Source organism: Mesorhizobium waitakense (assembly GCF_056431085.1).
Map to the genome: position 1 here is coordinate 63,103 of NZ_JBWKME010000147.1, position 22,582 is coordinate 85,684.

The following is a 22,582-nucleotide window of genomic DNA, read 5'->3' on the forward strand; positions in this document are numbered from 1 at the left end:
CTCGTTGCGGTCTAGAGCGGGTCACCGTTTCACGGAAACGTCGAACCGCTCTATCTGTTTTGCTTTGGCGCAATTCCGAACGGAAAACCGCTTCACACTTTTCCTAGAATTGCTCTAGAGAGCCTCTAACGGCAAAAGCCTGTTGCGGGCAATGCCGAATTGCAGATGGCTGCCCGCCAATCGCCATGCAAGATGCATGGCTCGAGCTATTGGGTTCACGCCCAGATGGCGACGGGGATGCCAAAACCGTCGCGGCCCGGCGGGTCGGGAAATGGCCGTGCCTCGCCGCTGGCGACGCGACCGGCAATCAGCATCATCGCCGCCGCATCGAGAAAATCATCGGCGGCGGCACCGCGCGGCGGCGGCTGATCGAGAAAGCCCATCTCATAGCCGTGCCGGCTCAGCAGCGCCTTGCGTTCCGCCATGCCGGCCGGATTGATGGCGCCCTTGATCTTCTTCGGCAGCTGCATGGCCTGGTCGCCGTTCAGCCGGCAGAAAGCGACTTCCGGATGCGATTCGAAGATGCGGCCGCGCAATTCGGGTCGGGCGATGAGCAAGGCGTCGATCTCGCGGATCTTGGCAAAAATGCCGAACGCCTGGATCGAAACGCCGCGCGGCGGGTCTGATGTGGTCATGGCCACCTCGCTTGCCCGGCGATGCGCGGCATACCAGGCTTCGATGGTGGTGAAGTCGCCCGTATCGGCATAGAGCGCGGCGCGGGACGGGATCGAAAAGACGCTGGACTGCCGTTGCCCGAGCAACGGCCGCACCAGCGCTTCCGGTCCGCGCCCGCCTTTGCTCGAAAACTCGGGCAGACCGATCGGCATGTCGACGGCGAGAACCGCGTCGGCAGGCAGTGATGCAAGCAGGGCTGTGAAGCTTGCAAAGACATCAACAGAGGGTGCCGAGCCGGGGCTACGAGGGATCGAGCCGGGATCGCGCCGCACGGCTATCCAGCCGGCCTTGCAGCCGTCGACGCCGACAGTCACGACGGTCGTGGCCAGGGTCACGCCCGCCGGTCCCTCCCCGGATGCGTGAGGTGGCGAAGCTGCACCATCGCCATCGGGTTCGACAGGCTCTGCGCATCGGTTTCGAGCTGCAGTTCGTCGCCGCCGCGCTTGGCGGTGCGCGCCAGGATCTCGTAGACCGCCGCCGTGGTCGACTGCAGCGCCTTGATCGCCGGCTGGCCGGACAGGATGCGCGCCAGGTAGACGGCCGCCGTCAGGTCGCCGAGACCGTTCGGGGGCTTGTCGATCAGGCGGTGCTCGGCCAGCAGCACCTGGTTGCCGTCGAGCAGCAGGTTGCCCGTGCCACCTGTCATCATCGACGGCGCCGAGGTGACCAGCATGGTCGATGGCCCGGCGTGAAGGGCGGCCGCGATTACCGATTTCAGGTCGGGCAAGGGTGCGCCGGCCATCCATTCCAGTTCGTAGCGGTTGGGGGTGGCGATGTCGGCGATCGGCATCAGCCGATCACGCATGGCGGCAGCAGTCGGTTCCGGCACGTACAGGCCACCCGAATCGCCCATCACCGGGTCGCAGATATAGACGGCGTCAGGCGTCTTTGCCTTCACCGCGGCGACCAGCGAGGCGACGGCCTCGGCCTGGCCGGCCTCGCCGAGATAGCCGGACAGCACGGCGCCGACTTCGCCCAGCCACGGCGCACGCTCGAGATCGGCCATCAGCGCCTTGAACTGGTCGAGCGGCGGCACGATCCGCGTCGCCCGCCCATGACCAGGATGCCAGGGCAGGATGATTGTCGGCACCGCCCACACCGGAAAGCCCAGTGTTTCCAGCGCAAAGACAGCCGCGCGGTTGCCGACCGAGCCCCGCGCGACATGGCTGGAAATGACGATGACCGCACGCGGCGCGTCGGTTTGTTCGGCGCTCATTGTTCTTTGATTCCTAATTGCCCCGGATGACGTAAAGCACGAGCCAGACCATCAGGCCCAGCGTCAGCAGCAGGCCGATTGTGCGGCCAATGCGCGTGCCCCAGAGTTCGATCGGGTCGGCACGGTCGGCATCGGCCGCGGTGACGTGGTCGTGCACGCCTTTCGCGCTGCGCGCCACAAACGAATTGCCGGCCGGATCCGTCTCGCGCGCGAGACGATCGAGGATACGGCGCGATTCCCTCTCGCTGTCCTGGCGTTCCGCCATGATGATGTCCCGTTTTGCTCAGACCTTATCGCGTTCGCGCGGCCAATCACAGGGCCTTGCAACGGCACCAGGCTTGCCAGCCAAGCGGCCGCCGGTCGGGCGGTTTTCTTGCGCGCCGATTGTGGTAATGCTTCGCATGCAACTTCTACCCGAGGGACCCCATCATGCTTGCCCAGCGCCTTGCTCAACCGTCCATGTTCCGCACGCTGCCCGCCTTCCTGATGATGGCGATCGTGCTGCCGTTGCTTGCCGGCTGCGGCTACAACACGATCCCGACGGCGGAGGAAAACGCCAAGGCGGCATGGAGCGAGGTGCTGAACCAGTATCAGCGCCGCGCCGACCTCATCCCCAACCTAGTCGAGACGGTCAAGGGCTATGCCTCGCACGAAAAGGACACGCTCGATGCGGTGGTCGAGGCCCGCGCCAAGGCAACGCAGATAACGGTGACGCCGGAAACGCTGAAGGATCCCGAAGCCCTTAAGAAGTTCCAGGATGCCCAGGCAGGGCTGACCAGCGCGCTGTCGCGGCTGATCGCGGTATCGGAGGCCTATCCCGACCTCAAGGCCAACCAGAATTTCCTGGCGCTGCAGGCACAGCTCGAAGGCACCGAAAACCGCATTGCGGTAGCACGGCGCGACTACATCCAGGCGGTCAAGGACTACAATCTGACGCTGAAGACCTTCCCCTCGGTGCTGTGGGCGACCTTCTGGTTCCGCAGCAACCAGCCCTTCGCCAACTTCACCATCGACGATGACAAGCTGCAGACGCCGAAGGTCGATTTCGGCACCAAGCAGGGCGGGTGAGGGGGCCTAAGCCAACAAACCTTCCGATACTGAATCCTGACGAGACGGACCGTAGGCGTGTCCACACCCCCCTCTGTCCTGCCGGACATCTCCCCCTCAAGGGGGGAGATTGGCCGTCTCCATGGGTTTCGCCAATCTTCAAGGTTGCAGGGCAGGCAGTATCCGGGAAGCATCCAATCTCCCCCCTTGAGGGGGAGATGTCCGGCAGGACAGAGGGGGGCGCGACGGGTCGCCAACCTTGCTTTGCTGTATGCCATTCTAGGCCTCCTCTTCCTCCCGTTCACCGCCTTCGCCGCCGACCTGCCCGCCCTGACCGGCCGCGTCGTCGACAATGCGGGCATCATCGACCCAGCCACCAACACGGCGCTGACGCAGAAGCTTGCCGACTTCGAGACAAAGGGCTCCGACCAGATCGTCCTCGCCACCATCAACAGTCTCGACGGCGAGGAGATCGAACCTTACGCCAACCGGCTGTTCCGCTTCTGGAAACTCGGCCAGGCGAAGGAAAACAACGGCGTCCTGCTGCTGGTAGCCAAGGACGACCATAAGATGCGCATCGAGGTCGGCTATGGGCTTGAAGGCACGCTGACCGACCTGCACACCAAGCTGATCATCGAAAACGACATGGTGCCGGCCTTTCGCGCCGGCGACTTCTCCGGCGGCATAGCCAAGGCCGTCGACGACATGATCATGGTGCTGGAAGGCAATCCGGAGGAGCTGGTGGCGCGTGGCGAGCGCAACCAGCAGGCGCCGTTCAATTCCGACGACCTGTTCTTCGCCGTCTTCATCAGCATCTGGGCGATCATCTTCTTCGGCAGCATCGCGGTCTCCGTCCTGCCGCCGATCTTTGGCCAGAAGCTTGGTCTCGGCCGCTACCGCTGGCTCGGCATGACCTTCGAGCCACACCGGCGGTCGTCTGGTGGCGGCTGGTCGTCGGGAAGCTCTGGCGGCGGCTGGTCTTCGGGCGGTGGCGGTGGCGGCTTCTCCGGCGGCGGCGGTTCGTCCGGCGGCGGCGGCTCCTCGGGAAGCTGGTGATGGCATGACAACACGCACCGTCAGCCTGTCGAGACCCTGCCGTTTCGCCGCGGCAGTCCTGATGGCTGTGACGGCGCTGCTCCTCGGGTTCGCGGCCTTTGCCGCCGAGCTGCCTGCCCTGACGGGCCGTGTCGTCGACAATGCCGGCATTATCGACCCCGCCACCAAGGCGGCGCTGACGCAGAAACTCGCCGATTTCGAGACAAAGGGCTCCGACCAGATCGTCGTCGCCACCATCAATAGTCTCGACGGCGAGGAGATCGAACCCTACGCCAACCGGCTGTTCCGCTTCTGGAAACTCGGCCAGGCCGGCGAGAACAATGGCGTGCTTTTGCTGGTGGCCAAGAACGACCACAAGATGCGCATCGAGGTCGGCTATGGGCTGGAAGGCACACTGACCGACCTGCACACCAAGCTGATCATTGAAAACGACATGGTGCCGGCCTTCCGCGCCGGCGACTTCTCCGGCGGCATCAACAAGGCCGTCGACGACATGGTTATGGTGCTGGAAGGCAATCCGGAGGAGCTGGAGGCGCGCGGTCAGCGCAATCCCGCCCATAACAGCATGCCCATCGACCCCATCGTCGCGGTGTTCCTGATCCTGTGGGGCACAATGTTCTTCGGCGGGTTGGCGATGGCGTTCCTGCCGCCAACGTTCGGCACAAAGCTGTCGCCGGGCGTGTACAAATGGCTGGGCATGACGTTTCGTTACGGCCGCGGACCGAGCGGATCCTCGGGCAGCAACTGGACAACGGGTTCGTCGTCGGGCAGCGGCTGGTCGTCGGGAAGTTCCGGTGGCGGCTGGTCGTCTGGCTCAAGCAGCGGTGGCGGGTTTTCGGGTGGCGGTGGCTCATCCGGTGGTGGCGGTTCTTCAGGAAGCTGGTGAGACAAGATCATGGCGACACGACCGATCAGCCCCGAAGATCATGAGCGCATCGCCACTGCGATCCGCGCCGCCGAAACCAGGACCGATGGCGAGATCTACTGCGTCATGGCGCATGCCAGCGACGGCTATTTCTTCCCGGCCGCCTTCATGGCGACGGCAGGCATGCTGATCGTCAGCCTTGCCGTTGGTTATGGGCTGGAGGCCTGGTGGCTGTCGATCCGGCTGCCGCATTTCGTTATCGCCCAGCTGCTGGCGCTGGCCTGCGTGCTGGCCTTGTTGTGGGCGCTGCCCGGCCTGCGCATCCATCTGGTACCAAGGCGGATGCGTTATCAGGCGGCGCACGCCAATGCGATCAAGCAGTTCCTCGCCCGCAACGTCCACCGCACCGCGGCGCGCACCGGCGTGCTGGTGTTCGTCTCGATCGCCGAACGCTACGCCGAGGTGGTCGCCGATTCGGGCATCGATGCCAAAGTCGGCCAGCATGTCTGGGATGGCGTGGTGCGCGACTTGACCGTGCATGCCGGCGACGACCGGCTTGCCGATGGCTTCGTCAAGGCGATCGAAACGGTGGGCGCGGTGCTGGCCGAGAATTTCCCGGTCACGTCGGGCGACACCAACGAACTCGACGACCATCTCGTCGAGATCTGAGGCCTGCCTGCAAACGCTACTCAGCCGGACGCCTGGCGCGGTTTTCGACGCTTCCGTTGCTCACGGACCTGAAAGTCCGCTGCGCTTCGGTTCTCGAAAACCACCCCATCCATCTCGGCTGAGCGCGTTTTCAGACAGGCTCTCGCCGATGTCACCGACGCCATGATCGTCTGTGAGAAAGCGGTCGGCGGGCCGCGCTGACTCTTGCAATCGGGCAATGCGGGTTTATGGTTAAGAAATCATGAATACGCTGACGATCGACATAAGGAAGGCCGAACCGAGCGACGCAGGCGCCATCGCCGAGGTGCACCTGCAGGCTTGGCGCGGCGCCTATTCCGGCATCATTCCACACCGCGCGCTGACATCGATGATCAACCGCCGTGGCGCCGATTGGTGGGCGAATGCCATCCGCCGCGCCGCCACCGTGCTGGTTGTCGAAATCGGCGGCGAGATCGCCGGCTATGCCACGATCGGCAAGAACCGGGCCCGGGAACTCAGGCAGCAAGGCGAAATCTACGAATTGTACCTGCGCCCGGAATACCAGGGTATCGGGCTTGGCAGCCGGTTGTTCGCGGCAGCCAAGGCGCGACTGGCCGATCACGGGCTGAAGGGCATGGTGGTGTGGGCGCTGGAAGACAACCAGAACGCGCTCGCCTTCTACGCCGGCGCCGGCGGCCGTGATGTTGCCGAGGGTGTCGAAATCTTCGAGCAGAAGGCGCTTAAGAAGGTCGCTTTCGTCTGGGAGTGACGGCCCGGCCTTTCGGCCACTGTGTCCACCCGATCATACCCAGCACCATTCGCCGCATTGCGCCGCCGCGCCTCGCCCGCTATCGATCTTTCATCGATAAGAGGGACAAAGCCATGCGCATTGAAGCCATAGCCAGCGGAAAGAATCCGCCTGAGGACGTCAACGTCATCATCGAGGTGCCGATCGGCGGCGAGCCGATCAAATACGAGATGGACAAGGAGGCCGGCACGCTGTTCGTCGACCGCTTCCTACACACATCGATGCGCTACCCCGGCAATTACGGCTTCGTGCCGCACACGCTGTCGGGCGACGGCGATCCGATCGACGTGCTGGTCTGCAACACCCGTGCGCTGGTGCCAGGTTGCGTCATCAATGTCAGGCCGATCGGCGTGCTGATCATGGAAGACAATGCCGGCCAGGACGAAAAGATCATCGCCGTGCCGTCACCCAAGCTGACGCTGCGCTACGAGAACGTCACCGAGTACACGCAGCTGCCCGACATCACGCGCCAGCAGGTGCAGCACTTCTTCGAGCACTACAAGGATCTCGAGCCCGGCAAATGGGTCAAGATCGAAGGCTGGCACGATTCCAAATATGCCAAGAAGATGATCCTCGAGGCGATCGCGCGGGCCAAGGCCAGCAAGTAGCCCGACAGGTCAGTTATCGACGCGGCCGAAAGCCGGCACGTTGCCGATGACGGTGTGCCGGTCCTTGCCGCAGGCGAACGTCCGCGCTTTGTCGTCGGCCAGTTTGCGCGCCTGATCGTTGGCGGCGGGATTGCCGGTGGCCAGCACCAGGCCGACCGTGCAGCCATCGCGGGCGCCCATCTGGCCGACCTTGGCGACGAGCAGCACCTCGGTCGGCTTGTTTTCTTCGTCCGGGTTGCTGATCGAGCGGCGGTGGATCACGGCAAAGGGCACAGCCTTGTCGCCCGTGGTCTCGATGCGCCACTCGATCCTGGCGCCGGACGAATTGAAGCCGGAGAAACTCTCCCAAACCGATGTCATGTCGCTGCCGGGCGGAAAGCCATAAAACAGCGATTCGCGCGCGTCGTCATAGGCGATCAGCACGGGGTAGCCGCGATAGCCCGAACAGGCGAGATCGGCCCAGTCGCCGTCGCCTTCCTCGGCCTGCGCGTAGGTCACGCAATCCTTCTTCCAATCGAGATCGGAATAGGCGCTAGATATGTCGCTCGCCTGCGCAGCCTGGCAGAAACCGGCGAAGACGAACGGGATCAGAAGAGCGCGCATGGCCGACAAACTCCGTTGCAAGCCATCGCAGCGTAGCGTCAAACGCTATTTCTTCAAGCTCGCTTCAATCAGCAGATCGGCATTGCGGGCGACCGATTGCGCCGGGCCGCCGAGCCCGAACAACTGGCCGCTGATATAGGCGCCTTCGATCAGCAGCAGCAGGCCGTCGCCCAGCGTATCGGGATCCTGCGCACCCATTGCAACCGCCATGGCGCGCAGGCGACGGCGCAATTCCTGTTTGTTGGCCTCGCTGACCACGCGGGCCGGATGGCTGTGTTCGGGGTACTCGACCGCCGCATTGGTCATGCCGCAGCCGCGATAGTCCGCCACCTGCGTGCGCTTGCCGATGCGGGTCAGGAATGCCTTGATCTGCGCACGCGGGTCGCCGGGATGGGCGGCGACCGCCTCATCGAAACGCTCCCAATATTCCTGGTCGTACTGCCTGAGATAGGAGGCCGCCAGCTCATCCTTGGAGGGAAAGCTGCGATAGAGGCTGGGCTTGGTAACGCCGGCGCGCTTGACGATCTCGTCGACGCCGATCGCCCTGATGCCGCGCCGGTAGAACAGCTCATAGGCCACGTCGAGGATCTTCCTGGCGGCCTTCGGTGGCGCCGACGCATGACCGTCGCTGATGGTCAGTTCAATATTTTTGTCCGTTGGCATCATGGAACTCGATTGACAATGTTACCGATCGGTACGTATACATCCTTCCACCAGCAACGTACCGGTCAGTAACATGATAGCTCAATCCCGTCCGTTTGGCCAGCGCTACGCTTTCGTCGTGGTTGGCGTCATCTTCCTCTGCCTGCTGGTCGCGGCCGGCCTGCGCTCGGCGCCCGCCGTCATGATGCTGCCGTTGGAGAACAGTTTCGGCTGGCGCCGCGACGTCGTTTCGCTGGCCGCCGGTGTCGGCATCCTGCTCTACGGCCTGACCGGGCCGTTCGCCGCCGCCCTGATGGAGCGGATCGGGCTGCGCCGCACGCTGCTTGCCTCGCTGGTGGTGATGTCAGGCTCGACCGCACTCAGCCTCTTGATGACCAAGCCCTGGCATCTGTTCATCACCTGGGGCGTGTTCTCGGGCATTGGTTCCGGCGCTGTCGCCAGCGTGCTCGGCGCCACCATCGTCAACCGCTGGTTCAAGACCAATCGCGGCCTTGTCATGGGGCTGATGTCGGCCTCCAGTGCCTCAGGCATGCTGGTGTTCCTGCCGCTGATCGCCTCGCTGGCACAGTCGGGCGGCTGGCAGCCGGTTGTCATCGCCGTTTCGATCGCCACCGCTGCTCTGGTGCCGCTGGTCTGGCTGCTGGTGCCGGAGCGGCCGGCTTCGATCGGCATGGTGCGCTATGGTGCCGCGGCCGACGATGTGCCGCCGGTGTCACCGGCATCTCAGGGCAATTTCCTCGCCCACACGTTCTCGACGCTGCGCCGCGCCGCCGGCACGCGCGTGTTCTGGTATCTGTTCGCCACCTTCTTCGTCTGCGGTTTCACCACCAACGGGCTGGTCGGCACGCATCTGATCGCCTTCTGCGGCGACATGGGCATCGGCGAGGTGCAGGCCGCCGGCCTGCTGTCGATGATGGGCATTTTCGACCTGATCGGCACGACGCTGTCGGGCTGGCTCACCGACCGTTTCGACCCGCGCAAGCTGCTCGGCGTCTATTATGGGATCCGTGGCCTGTCGCTGATCTACCTGCCCTATTCCGGCTTCTCGGCAACCAGCCTGATCATCTTCGCGGTGCTTTACGGCCTCGACTGGATCGCCACCGTGCCGCCGACGCTGAGGCTCGCCAACGAGGCGTTCGGCGATCGCAGCGGTCCGATCGTGTTCGGCTGGATCGTCGCTGGACATCAGATCGGCGCAGCTGCTGCCGCAGCCTTCGGCGGCACGATGCGCGAGCTTCAGGGCAATTACGAGCTGGCCTTCATGATCGCCGGCATGACGGCAATCGCCGCCGCCTGTATCTCGCTGTTGATCAACACCAGCCGACCGGCCTTCGATCCGGAACCGCAAGCGGCGTAAGGGTGACTGGGTGCGGCTCTCCCTTCCCTCTGAGGAGAAGGGAGAACGTGCCCCGCCTGTTGGCTGTTATCAAACCTTCATGGTTTCGAGATGCGCCTGAAACATTGAGGTTGGACCTTGGTGGCACCGTTCAAGCCATCCAGGAGACAGCCATGAACAAGCTCTCGATGACCCGCCGTGCTTTCGTCACCTCGGCCAGCGCCGCTGGCCTGGTTGGCGTCTCCGGCCTGGCGCTGCCATATTATTCGCGCGCCAGCCAGCGCCCGGCCTTCACCCATGGCGTGCAGTCAGGCGATGTCGACGCCACCAGCGGCATGGTGTGGACGCGCACGGATCGGCCGTCGCGCGTCATGTTCGAAGTGTCGTCGACCGAAAGTTTCACTGATGCCGTCCGCCTGGCGCCGCTCGATACCTCGCCGGCCAGCGACTATACGGTCAAGCGTCTGCTCACCGACCTCGCTTCCGACCAGGATATCTTCTATCGCATGACGGCAGCCGATCTCGCCGACATCAATGCGGTTTCCGAGCCGATCACCGGCCGCTTCCGCACCGCGCCGGCTTCGAGGCGCGACATCAAGTTCGCCTGGTCGGGCGACACCGCCGGCCAGGGTTGGGGCATCGACGAGACCGGCATGAAGACCTACGCCACGATCGGCAAGCACGCGCCCGACTTCTTCCTGCATTCGGGCGACACCATCTATGCCGACGGCGCCATGAAGGACGAGGTCGACCTGCCCGGCGGCGGCAAGTGGACGAACGTCGTGCTGATCGATGGCAAGCGCAAGGTTGCCGAGACGCTGGACGAATACCGGGACCAGTGGAAATACAACATGATGGACAAGAACGTGCTCGGCCTCAGCGCTATTTGCCCGACGTTCTACCAGTGGGACGACCACGAAGTGCTGAACAACTGGTCGGATTCGAAGGATCTCAGCGGCGACAACCGGTACACCGAGAAATCCATCCATGTGCTGGCGGCACGCGCGGCGCGTGCGTTCCATGAAATGACGACGATCCGCTACGAACCGTCCGAGCCGGGCCGCGTCTATCGCAAGATTGCCTATGGGCCGCTGCTCGACGTGTTCTTCCTCGACATGCGTTCCTATCGCGGCCCCAACGGCCCGGACATGCAGGATGAGATGACGCCGCAATCGCGCATGCTCGGCGAACAGCAGACGAAATGGCTGAAGCGCGAACTGGCAAATTCGAAGGCAACCTGGAAAATCATCGCCGCCGACATGCCGCTCGGCCTCGTCGTCTGGGACGATGCCGCCAAGAAGGCGGGTGCCGAAGCGGTCAGCAACGGCGACAACGGTCCGGCCAAGGGACGCGAGTTGGAGATCGCCGACCTGTTGCGCTTCATCAAGAACGCCGGCATCAGCAACACCGTCTGGCTGACCGCCGACGTGCATTACACCGCCGCGCACTACTACAATCCCGACAAGGCGCAGTTCCAGGATTTCAATCCGTTCTGGGAATTCGTCTCGGGCCCGATCCATGCCGGCACGTTCGGCCCGAACGCTTTCGACATGACTTTTGGTCCGGAGCTGAAATTCATCAAGGCGCCAACCGCCGAGCAAGGCCAGAACCTGCCGCCGTCAGCCGGCCTGCAATTCTTCGGGCTGGTCGATATCAATGGCGCCAGCGAGCAGATGACGGTGCGGCTGATGGATCGCGACGACAACGAACTCTACAAGGTCACGCTCGACCCGGTGCGGTCGGCGTAAGCCGACCTTCGTCATCTGTTGGGATGACGACCGCTGCCGGCGGTCGTCAGTCGGGATAGCAGACCATCCGGACGTTCGGCCAGACGGCAGTGTCGCAGTTGGCGGCGTCCTGCCTCTGCTTGAAGGCGGCGCTGACCGGGCCGGTCACCATCGGGTCGACGCCGTCGGGTGCGTCGGCAAAGACCTGTTCGGCGGATGGCGCAACGGTTGGCAAGGCAGGCCGCGCTTCCTTCTGCGTCGCAGCCGACTGCGCGGCGTTGGCCGCCAGCAGGATGGCAAAGGCAGCGGACGCGATGAGCGGCCAAAATCGGTTGAGTTTATCGGTCATGACGTTCGAACTGTCCGGGCCTCGAAAGGTTCCCGCCTTGGTTAACAAAATCATTTCACACGCAGATGCTTAAGATTTGATGAGTATTTGGTGTCGCGCGTCCTCTTTCGCAACTGCGAAAAACCCTGTATGAGCCGCGCAACCGAAAGAGGCAGCGCCTTTGGCCTGCTGCCTGCAACGCTTCCGAGACCAGAACATGAAAATCCGTAATATCGCGATCATCGCGCACGTCGACCATGGAAAAACCACCCTCGTCGACCAGTTGCTCCGGCAATCCGGCTCCTTCCGCGACAATCAGCGCGTCGCCGAGCGCGCCATGGATTCCAACGACCTCGAAAAGGAACGCGGTATCACCATCCTGGCCAAGGCGACCTCGGTCGACTGGAAGGACACCCGCATCAACATCGTCGACACCCCTGGCCACGCCGACTTTGGCGGAGAGGTCGAGCGCATCCTGTCGATGGTGGATTCGGCCATCGTGCTGGTCGACGCCGCCGAAGGGCCGATGCCGCAGACCAAATTCGTCGTCGGCAAGGCGCTCAAGGTCGGCCTGAAGCCGATCGTCGTCATCAACAAGATCGACCGTCCGGACGCCCGCCATGTCGAGGTGGTCAACGAGGTGTTCGACCTGTTCGCGGCGCTCGACGCCACCGACGAGCAGCTCGATTTCCCGATCCTCTACGGTTCAGGCCGCGATGGCTGGGTTTCGGAAAATCCGGAAGGCCCCAAGGACCAGGGCCTGGCGCCGCTGTTCGATCTCGTCATCAAGCATGTGCCGACGCCGACCGTTCATCCCGGCCCATTCCGCATGATCGGCACCATCCTGGAAGCCAATCCTTTCCTTGGCCGTATCATCACCGGCCGCATCGAGAGCGGCACGCTGAAGTCCAACCAACCGGTCAAGGTGCTGCACCATGACGGCACGCTGGTCGAGACCGGCCGTATTTCCAAGATCCTCGCCTTCCGCGGCCTCGAGCGCCAGCCGATCGAGGAAGCCCAGGCGGGTGATATCGTCGCCATCGCCGGCCTGTCGAAGGGCACCGTCGCCGATACGTTCTGCGACCCGTCCGTGACCGAACCGCTGCATGCGCAGCCGATCGATCCGCCGACCGTGACCATGTCCTTCCTCGTCAACGACAGCCCGCTGGCCGGCACCGAAGGCGACAAGGTGACCAGCCGCGTCATCCGTGACCGCCTGCTGCGCGAGGCCGAAGGCAATGTCGCGTTGAAGATCGAAGAATCGCCGGACAAGGATTCGTTCTTCGTCTCCGGACGCGGTGAATTGCAGCTGGCTGTGCTGATCGAGACGATGCGCCGCGAAGGCTTCGAGATCGCCGTGTCGCGTCCGCGCGTCGTCATGCAGAAGGGCGAAAGCGGCGAATTGCTGGAGCCGGTCGAGGAAGTCGTCATCGACGTCGACGAGGAGCATGCCGGCATCGTCGTGCAGAAGATGTCGGAGCGCAAGGCCGAGATGGTCGAGCTGCGCCCGTCCGGCGGCAACCGCCAGCGCATCGTCTTCCACGCGCCGACGCGTGGCCTGATCGGCTATCAGTCGGAACTGCTGACCGACACGCGCGGCACCGCCGTGATGAACCGGCTGTTCCATGCCTACGAGCCCTACAAGGGCGAATTGCCGGGCCGCACCAATGGCGTGCTGATCTCCAACGAGCAGGGCGAGGCGGTGGCCTATGCCATGTGGAACCTGGAAGACCGCGGTCCGATGGTCATCGATCCCGGCGTCAAGGTCTATCAGGGCATGATCATCGGCATCCATAGCCGCGACAACGACCTCGAAGTGAACGTGCTGAAGGGCAAGAAGCTGACCAACATCCGCGCCGCCGGCAAGGACGAGGCGGTCAAGCTCACCCCGCCGATCCGTATGACGCTGGAACGCGCGCTGGCCTGGATCCAGGATGACGAGCTGGTCGAGGTGACACCGAAGACCATCCGCCTGCGCAAGCTCTATCTCGACCCGAACGAGCGCAAGCGCTTCGAGAAGTCGGCCAAGGCGGTCGGCGCGGCGTAAGAGTTCTTGTTTTGGCGAATGGAGGCGTCGCAACCTACCGTCTCGCCGGGTGCCGGTGGGACAGGGCTTCCCGTAGGGAGCCGCCTGACGCCAGCCACATGACTACAGCGGAGGCGTCATAGTATCATGGTATTCTCGTTACTCTCCTCCCTCAGCACGGTATTCTAGCTGTGGGTGAAGGCGAGGAAACGGGTGTGCGAAATGCCGTTCGGGACTTCGTCCGGTCTCTTATGCAAGACGACATGCGGCGAAGGCTCGTCGCTCACAAGAGGCTCGTTGGATTTGGCAACGCGGCATTGTCAGCGATCGAGCATGAACTGGCAAAGATCGATCTGGGCAAGGTTTCCCATCGCGAAATTGCAACACTTGTAGCGGGCTTCGCCACTGCCCTGCACGATATCAGCGAAGATGCATCCCGACGATATATTTCGGTTTCGCTCGCGGCACCGATAACTCCTCTTATGCGCGCTGCGCTCCGCAGCATTGTTCGCTTTACAATGGACGACTGGCGACGGTCCTCGATTGGCGACATCACTGTTCTGGAGCATGGTAAGCTCGACAGTCATTTGGAGGCGGCGCAGCACATCGGACGCTGGCTCGCAAATGTACCTGTGGCTGATCTGGCTGGCATTTCGCGAATCTACATAATCCCGGAAATCCCCGAACCCGAGTTCGCCGGCACTTACCTCCAGACAGTATCGGTCATCGAGATTGTCTGGCGACGCCCTTCCAAACATAGGATTGGCAACGCAGTTCGCAGGTTCATGATCGAGAAAACGCTCTATCACGAAGTAGGACACCACGCGCTGCAGCACGTCGAACTTGGACAGGACCCCGATCAGGAAAAGCAGGCAGACCGTTACGCATGGGAAATGATGCATCGGACACACCCCAATCTATCGATGCTTACTCTTCCCCTACGATTCCTTGGCGCGTCTCGGCGGCGGAAAAATGCCAAGGATTTGGAAGCAGTATAGGATTGCGTTATCAACAGGCAGCCGAAATGATGGCTTCCCGATCGGGCTCGCCGGCCAAATCGATGCGGATCGCTGTGCCTTCGCGGGTGGGTTTGCGCAAAGCCTTGGCGCCATCCGGGTCAACGACCAGCAATCGCTTTTCCTCCAGCGCCTGAAGCCGCGATCGCGAGATGCGGAGTTCGCCGGCGAGCAAGCGGTCGAGCCGCAATGAGCTTGGCGCTTCAAGCGCGAGGCGGAGTTCCAGGGTGGTTATGTCCTGCGGCCTGTCGCCAAGCATTTGTTTGCTTACGGCCACTTCAGGAAACTCCTCGACACGCCCCACTCGGTTGCGCAGCGCGATGACATCGAATGCGTGACGCCGGGCGAGCGCCGGGTCGTTGCTTTCGAGCGCCTGCAGCAACGATGGCTCGATATCGCGACGGTTGCGCCGCTCCAGAATGCCGAAATTCCAGGAGTTGTCGCAATCAGTGCAGCGGTAGATAAGCCAGACGTCGATGCGCTTGCCGTTGGCGTTGACGCGGAATTTTTCGCCGCTGCAATAGGCCTTCACAGTGCCGCAGCGATTGCAGTTGATATGGGGCTGGGGCGCGGTTTTGGGCGCAATAGTCCAGCGGATACGCAAAAGTCCAGACATGCCGAAAAAGCCTTCCCGTCGGGAAGTTCATCAGGCCGGCTCTATCGAGATGCCCATGCGGGCGCGGCGTGGCGGTAGCTTGCTATGGTCGGAAATCAGGTGTCACGGGCAAAGCGCGCGACAGCGGTTCAGCGGTGCCAAACCGGTCTCGAACCGCCGCCCAGAGGAACACATGAATTGAAAACAGGCACCGCGAATGCGGCGCCATGCAGTGTGTCGGGGAGTTGACGAGACCGGCGGTTACTGAGGCAAAGTGACGCTCGAAATTGTTTCGCAGCGGCCCTTCTAGCTGCGAGATGCCAGAGGTGCAAGGCACCTGATTATCTCACGTTGGTGCTGCCCCTCATCCGCCCGCCGGCACTTCTCCCCGCAAGGGACGGGGAGAAGGGGGAAGCTCCAAGTGAGTATCTTGCCTTTGCCAGCCCTCGTCGCGCGGGTCATCTCGAAAGGGTATCGTGACGTGTTCCCGTTCCTGCTCGCCATGTGGATCGGCGAGGGCATCTGGCTGTCGCTGGCGGTGTTCGGGCTGGCTGTCGTGGCGCAGAGTTTTCACTTCGCTTTCGTCGTCGTGAAATGGATCGGCGTCGCCTATCTCGCTTATCTCGCCTTCAAGATGTGGACCGCGCCTGTCGGCGCGAAAGAGGGCGAGATGCCGCGCGAGGACTCGCCAGCAAAACTGTTCTTCGCTGGTATGGCGGTGACGCTCGGCAACCCCAAGATCATGATGTTCTACCTAGCGCTGCTGCCGACGATCATCGACCTCGCGTCGGTGAGCATCCTCGGCTGGGTCGAATTGACGGCGACCATGGCGGTGGTCCTCATCGTCATCAATCTCGCCTGGGTGCTCGCCGCCTCGCAGGCGCGCAAGCTGTTGACGAGCAAGCGCGCCATGAAGATCGCCAACCGCGTCAGCGCCACGACGATGGCCGGCGCCGCCGCGGCGATCGCGGCGCGGTGATAGGGCATGAATCCGAACTGAAGGACTTCCTCAGCGAAAACCGGAACCGTTTTTGCTTCGCCGACCCTTCGGTAGGAGAGATCACGCTTCGAGTGGTTCAAACCGCTCTATGTTTTTGTTTTGACGCAATTCCCCAGGGAAAGTGCTACGCGCTTTTCCCTTGAAAACCGTTTCACACTTTTCCTGGAGTTGGTCAAAACAAACGCTGCGTCACATTACTTCGATGATCGGCGCGATCTCAACGCTGAAAGCCGGGTCCATCAGGATAGGGCAGTCCTTGGCCTTGCCGACGGCATCGTCGATGTCTTTTGCTTCAACGATCGTATAGCCGGCGGTTGGATTGCTGCCGCCATTGTTCTCGACCTTGCCGCCGGGCAGCACCATCTTCGACATGCCGACCGGATTGCCGCCGTCGACCACGGCCGAGCCGAGCTTGCCGTACCAGTGCGTCCAGGCGTCCATTGCCGCCTGCCGTTCGGCCTCCTCGGTCGGCATCTTGCCCGAGCCGTGATAGACGTAGAGAAACTTCGCCATGTTCTCCTCCCTTGATCAGCGGCATCGAACCGGCATGCGGTCACGCCGCCTGGCAATCATCGGACCAAAGCGGCGAACATGCAACGAGAATGCGAAAGGGCTAATGTAGGGCGCGGTTGGCTCCAGCAGCTTACCTCGCCATGGCGTGGTATTCGTCGTTCGGCCGCATGTCGATTGCCGCCGCCACGCGGTTCGACATGTTAAAGAACGAAGCGGTCGAGGCGATGTCCCAGATGTCGCGATCGGTGAAGCCGGCCTTGCGCAGTGCGGCTCGATCAGCCTCGACGATCTTAGCCGGCTCTTCCGTCAGCTTGACGGCGAATTCGAGCATTGCGGTCTGCCTCGGCGATAGCTCGGCGGCGCGGAAGTTCATTACCATCATCTCGCCGAGCGTAGGGTCGCCGGACAACTGGCGCACCGCCGCGCCATGCGCGGTCAGGCAATAATAGCAATGGTTGATCGAGGAGACGGCAACCGCGATCATCTCGCGCTCCAGTTTCGACAGGCCGGACTCGCCCAGCATCAGGTCGTTGTACATGTCGGTAAATGCGCGCAGCTTCTTGTCGTCGAAGGCATAGGCGCGCAGCACGTTGGGGACGAGCCCGAGCTTCTCCTCGCATTTGGCGAAATAGGCTTTTGTCGCCTCGCTCAGCTCTCCCGAAGCGAGGTCAAGCGCGGTGATTTTGCCAGTCATGGGGTCGTTTCTCCTCGTCGGGCGGTGTCCTGTCGCCGAATTCCGATAATTCTTGGCAAGCCGTCAAACCTTTGTCGCCAAACAGCGCTCATCTGCTACCATAGTCACAAAAGCATGCGACGGGAGGAATGGCACCATGGCCAGCGTGAAAACCGCAGCGAAGTCGAAGAAAAAAGCCACCGCAGCGGCAAAGACGGAGGAAAGACCAGCCAGGCTTGCCGACTACCTGCTCGCCCGCGCGCCGGCCGAAGACATCGCCGCCTATGAGGCGGCAGACCTCGAACGCGCTGCCGATCTCGCCGGCCAGGCGGTCGCCGGCCACAAGAAGGGTGAGTGCGTCGTCGCTGTCGATGCCGATTCAGGCGTCGTCCGCGAGGGCCGCCCGGTGACCGTGATCACGGTCGTCAACGACAACATGCCGTTCCTGTTCGATTCCATCCTTGGCGAGATCACCGAAAGCGCCGGCGAACCGACGCTGGTCACCCACCCGGTCATCACCGTTCGCCACGGCAAAGGCGGTGTGGAAGAAATCCTCGGCGACGGCAATTTCGCCAAGGACGACGGCAGCCACGACCGACTGAGCGTCATCCATGCCCATATCCCACGGCTGACCGCCGAGCAGGCGACCGGATTGACCGAGCGGCTGCGCAAGATGCTCGGTCAGGTGCACGCCGCCGTCCACGACTGGCGGCCGATGCTGGCCCGCCTCGATCAGGCGATCTCGGAGTTCCGCTATTCGGCGGTGCCGCTCGACAAGAAGAGCGTTGCCGAGGCGATCGCCTTCCTGGAGTGGCTGCGCGACGACAATTTCACCTTCCTCGGCATGCGCGAGTTCAAATACACCGGCGGCGAGGAAAGCGGCACGCTGGAGCGCGCCGACAAGCCTGGTCTCGGCATCCTGTCCGATCCGGACGTGCTGGTGCTGAGGCGCGGCACGGAAGCGGTGACGACGACACCGGAAATCCGCGCCTTCCTGCACGGGCCGGAGCCGCTGATCGTCACCAAGGCCAATGCCAAGTCCTCCGTGCACCGCCGCATCTATCTCGACTACATCGGCGTCAAGACCTACACGTCCAAGGGCACGCTGGCGGGCGAATTGCGCATCGTCGGCCTGTTCACCTCGACCGCCTACACGCGCTCTGTGATGAAGATCCCGTATCTGCGGTCGAAGGCCGAAACCATCATCGCCAAGTCCGGCTTTGACCGGCACGATCACTCCGGCAAGGCGCTGATCAATGTGCTGGAGAGCTATCCGCGCGACGAGTTGTTCCAGGTCCCGGTGCCGATCCTGAAGAAGCACGCCGCAGCCATTCTCGGCCTGGTCGAGCGGCCGCGGGTCAGGGCGCTGGTGCGCGTCGACCAGTTCGATCGTTTCGTCTCGATACTCGTCTTCGTGCCGCGCGACCGTTACGACAGTGTCGCGCGCGAGAAGATCGGCAGCTATCTCAAGACCGTGTTCGAAGGCCGGCTGTCGGCCTATTATCCTGCCTTCCCCGAAGGCGGCCTGGCGCGTGTCCATTTCATCATCGGCCGCTCCGGCGGCAAGACGCCGAAGGTCGAGCAAGCGGCAATCGAGGCGGCAATCCGCGACATCGTGCGCACCTGGGAGGACGCCCTTTCCGACGCGGCGGACGCCAATGGAGGCAACCAGGCCTTGAAGAGCATCGCTGCTCGGCTGCCGGAAAGCTACCGCGATACGTTCAGCGCGGCGGTGGCGCTTGCCGATGCCGGGCGCATCGCCAGGATCAGCGCCACCAATCCGATCGCCATCGACTATTATCGCAATGCCGAGCAGAAGCCGCATCAGGCGTCCCTGAAGATTTATCACCACGGCAGCCCGGTGGCGCTGTCGCGGCGCGTGCCGGTGCTGGAAAACATCGGCTTCCGTGTCATCAGCGAGCGCACCTTCGAGGTCGGCGACGACCAGTCCGGCATGGTCTTCATCCACGACATGGAGCTTGAGAACAGCTACGGCAAACCGATCGACCTTGCCGATGGCGGCGCGCTGTTCGAGGACGCGTTCCTGTCTGTCTGGCGCGGCGACGTCGACAATGACGGCTATAACGGCCTTGCCCAGACCGCAGGCCTGTGGTCGGGCGAGATCACCATCCTGCGCGCCTATGGCCGCTATCTGCAGCAGGTCGGCATTCCGCAAAGCCAGGACTTCATCGCCGCCGCGCTCAACCGCTATCCCGATATCGCGCGCGGCTTGCACGCCCTGTTCATCGCTCGGCTTGGCCCGACGGCCGAGGCCGAAGGCGTGGTGGCGGCAAAGCACCTCAAGGCCAAGATCAAGGATGCGCTGGAAGATGTGCCGAACATCGACGACGACACCATCATCCGCCGCTACCTCAATCTGATCGAAGCCTCGCTGCGCACCAATCATTTCGTTGCCGATACGAAAGAGAAAGGCCAGTCGCTGGCGATCAAACTCGATTCGCATGCGGTCGACGGCTTGCCGGCGCCGCGGCCGTGGCGAGAGATCTTCGTCTACGGTTCCGAGGTCGAGGGGCTGCATCTGCGCTTCGGCCCGGTGGCGCGTGGCGGTCTGCGCTGGTCGGACCGAGCCCAGGACTACCGCACCGAGGTGCTCGGCCTGGTCAAGGCGCAGCAGGTCAAGAACGCCGTCATCGTGCCGGTTGGCGCCAAGGGCGGCTTTTTCCCCAAGCGCCTGCCGGCGGGCGGCAGCCGCGATGCGATCTTCGAGGCCGGCACTTCGGCCTACAAGAACTTCGTCTCCAGCCTGCTGTCGATCACCGACAATATCGGCCTCGACGGTGTCATCCCGCCGGCCGGCGTCGTGCGCCGCGACCCGGACGATCCATATTTCGTCGTTGCCGCCGACAAGGGCACCGCGACCTTCTCCGACACCGCCAACGCCATCAGCGAGAAGCACGGCTTCTGGCTCGACGACGCGTTCGCCAGCGGCGGATCGGCCGGTTACGACCACAAGAAGATGGGCATCACCGCCAAGGGCGCCTGGGAAGCGGTCAAGCGGCATTTCCGCGAGATGAACCGCGACATCCAGACCTCGCCCTTCACCGTCGTCGGTGTTGGCGATATGTCGGGCGACGTGTTCGGCAACGGCATGCTTTTGTCGCCGAAGACCAGGCTGATCGCCGCCTTCGACCACCGCGACATCTTCATCGATCCCGATCCCGACATGGCGGCGTCGATGGCCGAGCGCGAGCGCATGTTCGCCCTGCCGCGTTCGAGCTGGCAGGACTACGACAAGACCAAACTGTCGGAAGGCGGCATCATCGTCTCGCGCAACCAGAAGTCGATCACCTTGCCCGCGGCAGCGGCGGCGGCGATCGGCCTCAGCAAGACGACCGCGACGCCGGTCGAGATCATGACCGCGATCCTCAAGGCGCCGGTCGATCTTCTGTGGTTCGGCGGCATCGGCACGTATCTGAGGGCATCCAGCGAAACCAACGCCGAGGTCGGCGACCGTGCCAATGATGCCGTCCGCATCACCGCGCTCGACGTGCGCGCCAAGGTGATCGGCGAGGGCGCCAATCTCGGCGTGACGCAGCGGGCGCGCATCGAGTTCGGCATGAACGGCGGCCGCTGCAACTCCGACGCCATCGACAATTCGGGCGGCGTCAACTGCTCGGACGTCGAGGTCAATATCAAGATCGCGCTGGCGTCGGCGATGCGCAAGGGATCGCTGACGCGTCCGGCACGCAACAAGCTGCTGGCCGAGATGACTGACGAGGTCGGCGGACTGGTGCTGTCCAACAATTACGAGCAGACGCTGGCGCTTTCGATCGCCCGCAAGCGCGGCCTCGCCGACATCGCGCATCAAAGCCGCTTCATGACGGCGCTGGAGGGACGCGGCCTGCTCGAGCGCGCCGTCGAGACGCTGCCGTCGCCGGCGGCCCTTGCCGAGCGCGAAGCACGCGGTGAGCCGCTGACCAGGGCCGAGCTCGGCGTACTGCTGGCCTATGCCAAGATCGTCCTGTTTTCCGATATCGTCGCCAGCGACGTGCCGGACGACGTGCATTTCGATCGCGACCTGATGGGCTATTTCCCGGACCGGATGGCGAAGAAATACGCAGCCGAGATCAACGACCACAGGCTGCGCCGCGAGATCATTGCCCGCGTCGTCGCCAACGACCTGGTCAATCGCGGCGGCCCGTCCTTCGTCAACCGGTTGCAGGAAGCGACCGGTCGCACTGCGGCCGACGTGGTGCGCACTTTTGCTGTGGTGCGCGACGGTTTTGCCTTGCCGGCGCTCTATCGCGAGATCGACGCGCTCGACAATCTCATCGACGGCCAGGTGCAGCTCGATCTCTACCAGGCGGTCAGCCGGCTGATCTACGTGACCAGCGGCTGGTATCTCAAGAACGATGCCGGCACCGCACCACTTGGTCAGCGCATTGGCGAACTCATGGAAGCGCGCAAGGCACTGGAGCCCAAGCTCATTTCGCTGCTGCCGGCCTTCTCGCGCGAGCGTATCGAGGAGAAGCGGCACGGACTGTTCAAGAGCGGCGCGCCGGAAAAGCTGGCCGGGCAATTGGCGCTGAACGAGGTGGCGGAGCTCATCCCCGACATCGCGCTGACGGCGCGCACGGCCGGCGCCGACATCGTTGCCGCGGCCAAGGCGTTCTTCGCGGTCAGCGATGCCTTCCGTATCCCGCGTGTCGAGGACGCGGCGCGTTCGATCACGCCCTCCGACTACTACGATCAGCTGGCGCTGTCGCGCGCCACCGACACGATCGGGGCAGCGCGGCGCGGCATTGCGGAGGCGGCACTCACCGGTCATGCCAAGGCTGCGGATCCGGTGGTGGCCTGGCTGGAAGCCGGCGGCGAGCGGGTGGCGCGCATCCGCGAGCGGCTTCAAGCGCTCACCGAAGGCGGCGACATCACCGTGTCGCGGCTGTCGGTCGCGTCGGGGCTGATGAGCGATCTGACGGGGATGTGAACCCATTCGCTTCGCAAGGCTGATGCTGCCCCTCATCCGGCTGCCGCCACCTTCTCCCCGTGTAGTGACGGGGAGAAGGGAGCCTGTCACGATCGTCGGCGCCTTACTACAACGCTGACCGTTGGCGAAACGTCGATGACGGCGTCTTTCTCCCCGCCACTATACGGGGAGAAATGCCCGTGTCCGAACCTGATAGATAGGTAACAGAATGGACCGATAGCATAGGTGACA

The 22,582-nt window shown here is 63.3% G+C and carries 21 protein-coding genes; 12 read left to right on the plus strand and 9 right to left on the minus strand.

Translation table 11 applies throughout. The annotated features are described in order from the left end of the window. Nucleotides 1-215: 215 nt before the first annotated feature. Genes AC07FD_RS28930 through AC07FD_RS28940 form a run of 3 tightly spaced genes read right to left on the minus strand, consistent with a single transcriptional unit; the run spans nt 216 to nt 2,156 of the window. On the minus strand, nt 216-1,010 hold the full coding sequence (locus tag AC07FD_RS28930) for a DUF429 domain-containing protein (protein WP_478352620.1): 795 nt from the start codon (nt 1,008-1,010) through the stop codon (nt 216-218). Beyond that, complete coding sequence (pdxY, locus tag AC07FD_RS28935; RefSeq protein ID WP_478352621.1) at nt 1,007-1,891, minus strand: pyridoxal kinase PdxY; 885 nt, start codon at nt 1,889-1,891, stop codon at nt 1,007-1,009. Before pdxY ends, AC07FD_RS28930 begins: the two co-directional genes overlap by 4 nt. A gap of 13 nt (nt 1,892-1,904) precedes the next feature. Beyond that, nucleotides 1,905-2,156: a hypothetical protein gene (locus AC07FD_RS28940; protein WP_478352622.1), complete on the minus strand. Its 252-nt coding sequence runs from the start codon at nt 2,154-2,156 to the stop codon at nt 1,905-1,907. Nucleotides 2,157-2,320: 164 nt separating this feature from the next. Between AC07FD_RS28940 and AC07FD_RS28945 the strand changes: the two genes are divergently transcribed. The 6 genes from AC07FD_RS28945 (at nt 2,321) to ppa (ending at nt 6,923) form a co-directional block, all read left to right on the plus strand. After that, nucleotides 2,321-2,959 (plus strand): LemA family protein, encoded by a 639-nt coding sequence (locus AC07FD_RS28945; RefSeq protein ID WP_478352623.1) that lies wholly within the window; start codon nt 2,321-2,323, stop codon nt 2,957-2,959. 186 nt (nt 2,960-3,145) lie between these two features. After that, on the plus strand, nt 3,146-3,994 hold the full coding sequence (locus tag AC07FD_RS28950) for a TPM domain-containing protein (protein WP_478352624.1): 849 nt from the start codon (nt 3,146-3,148) through the stop codon (nt 3,992-3,994). Nucleotides 3,995-3,998: 4 nt separating this feature from the next. Next, complete coding sequence (locus tag AC07FD_RS28955; RefSeq protein WP_478352625.1) at nt 3,999-4,880, plus strand: TPM domain-containing protein; 882 nt, start codon at nt 3,999-4,001, stop codon at nt 4,878-4,880. Between the two features lie 9 nt (nt 4,881-4,889). After that, nucleotides 4,890-5,528: a TPM domain-containing protein gene (locus AC07FD_RS28960; protein ID WP_478352626.1), complete on the plus strand. Its 639-nt coding sequence runs from the start codon at nt 4,890-4,892 to the stop codon at nt 5,526-5,528. Nucleotides 5,529-5,769: 241 nt separating this feature from the next. Beyond that, nucleotides 5,770-6,276 (plus strand): N-acetyltransferase family protein, encoded by a 507-nt coding sequence (locus AC07FD_RS28965; protein ID WP_478352627.1) that lies wholly within the window; start codon nt 5,770-5,772, stop codon nt 6,274-6,276. Between the two features lie 113 nt (nt 6,277-6,389). After that, the gene (gene ppa / locus AC07FD_RS28970) at nt 6,390-6,923 is read left to right on the plus strand and encodes an inorganic diphosphatase (RefSeq protein ID WP_457150615.1); all 534 of its coding nucleotides are present in this window, start codon (nt 6,390-6,392) and stop codon (nt 6,921-6,923) included. Between the two features lie 9 nt (nt 6,924-6,932). Here the strand turns inward: ppa and AC07FD_RS28975 are convergent, their stop codons facing one another. Together AC07FD_RS28975 and AC07FD_RS28980 are read right to left on the minus strand one after the other, a co-directional pair. Beyond that, nucleotides 6,933-7,526 (minus strand): hypothetical protein, encoded by a 594-nt coding sequence (locus tag AC07FD_RS28975; protein WP_478352628.1) that lies wholly within the window; start codon nt 7,524-7,526, stop codon nt 6,933-6,935. Nucleotides 7,527-7,571: 45 nt separating this feature from the next. Next, nucleotides 7,572-8,189: a TetR/AcrR family transcriptional regulator gene (locus tag AC07FD_RS28980; RefSeq protein WP_478352629.1), complete on the minus strand. Its 618-nt coding sequence runs from the start codon at nt 8,187-8,189 to the stop codon at nt 7,572-7,574. A 73-nt stretch (nt 8,190-8,262) separates the two neighbouring features. Here AC07FD_RS28980 and AC07FD_RS28985 point away from each other — a divergent pair, with 73 nt between their 5' ends. After that, nucleotides 8,263-9,546 carry an MFS transporter gene (locus AC07FD_RS28985; protein WP_457150612.1) on the plus strand — a complete coding sequence of 428 codons (1,284 nt, stop codon included), beginning with the start codon at nt 8,263-8,265 and terminating at the stop codon, nt 9,544-9,546. A 152-nt stretch (nt 9,547-9,698) separates the two neighbouring features. After that, complete coding sequence (locus AC07FD_RS28990; protein WP_478352630.1) at nt 9,699-11,273, plus strand: alkaline phosphatase D family protein; 1,575 nt, start codon at nt 9,699-9,701, stop codon at nt 11,271-11,273. 46 nt (nt 11,274-11,319) lie between these two features. On the opposite strand, the gene AC07FD_RS28995 is transcribed toward AC07FD_RS28990, so the two are convergent. Next, nucleotides 11,320-11,601, minus strand: coding sequence for a hypothetical protein (locus tag AC07FD_RS28995; RefSeq protein ID WP_478352631.1), 282 nt, complete (start codon nt 11,599-11,601; stop codon nt 11,320-11,322). A 196-nt stretch (nt 11,602-11,797) separates the two neighbouring features. Between AC07FD_RS28995 and typA the strand changes: the two genes are divergently transcribed. Together typA and AC07FD_RS29005 are read left to right on the plus strand one after the other, a co-directional pair. Continuing rightward, complete coding sequence (gene typA, locus AC07FD_RS29000; RefSeq protein ID WP_095084146.1) at nt 11,798-13,627, plus strand: translational GTPase TypA; 1,830 nt, start codon at nt 11,798-11,800, stop codon at nt 13,625-13,627. 296 nt (nt 13,628-13,923) lie between these two features. Further along, nucleotides 13,924-14,604 (plus strand): hypothetical protein, encoded by a 681-nt coding sequence (locus AC07FD_RS29005; RefSeq protein WP_478352632.1) that lies wholly within the window; start codon nt 13,924-13,926, stop codon nt 14,602-14,604. Between the two features lie 10 nt (nt 14,605-14,614). Here the strand turns inward: AC07FD_RS29005 and AC07FD_RS29010 are convergent, their stop codons facing one another. Then, the gene (locus AC07FD_RS29010; RefSeq protein ID WP_478352633.1) at nt 14,615-15,238 is read right to left on the minus strand and encodes a DUF1062 domain-containing protein; all 624 of its coding nucleotides are present in this window, start codon (nt 15,236-15,238) and stop codon (nt 14,615-14,617) included. A gap of 400 nt (nt 15,239-15,638) precedes the next feature. On the opposite strand from AC07FD_RS29010, the gene AC07FD_RS29015 reads away from it, so the two are divergent. Then, complete coding sequence (locus tag AC07FD_RS29015) at nt 15,639-16,196, plus strand: LysE family translocator (RefSeq protein ID WP_478352634.1); 558 nt, start codon at nt 15,639-15,641, stop codon at nt 16,194-16,196. Nucleotides 16,197-16,406: 210 nt separating this feature from the next. On the opposite strand, the gene AC07FD_RS29020 is transcribed toward AC07FD_RS29015, so the two are convergent. Continuing rightward, nucleotides 16,407-16,730, minus strand: coding sequence for a YciI family protein (locus AC07FD_RS29020; RefSeq protein ID WP_095084148.1), 324 nt, complete (start codon nt 16,728-16,730; stop codon nt 16,407-16,409). 130 nt (nt 16,731-16,860) lie between these two features. Beyond that, nucleotides 16,861-17,424: a peroxidase-related enzyme gene (locus AC07FD_RS29025; protein ID WP_477300086.1), complete on the minus strand. Its 564-nt coding sequence runs from the start codon at nt 17,422-17,424 to the stop codon at nt 16,861-16,863. A 136-nt stretch (nt 17,425-17,560) separates the two neighbouring features. Here AC07FD_RS29025 and AC07FD_RS29030 point away from each other — a divergent pair, with 136 nt between their 5' ends. Beyond that, nucleotides 17,561-22,351: an NAD-glutamate dehydrogenase gene (locus AC07FD_RS29030; RefSeq protein ID WP_478352635.1), complete on the plus strand. Its 4,791-nt coding sequence runs from the start codon at nt 17,561-17,563 to the stop codon at nt 22,349-22,351. Nucleotides 22,352-22,582 lie beyond the last annotated feature (231 nt).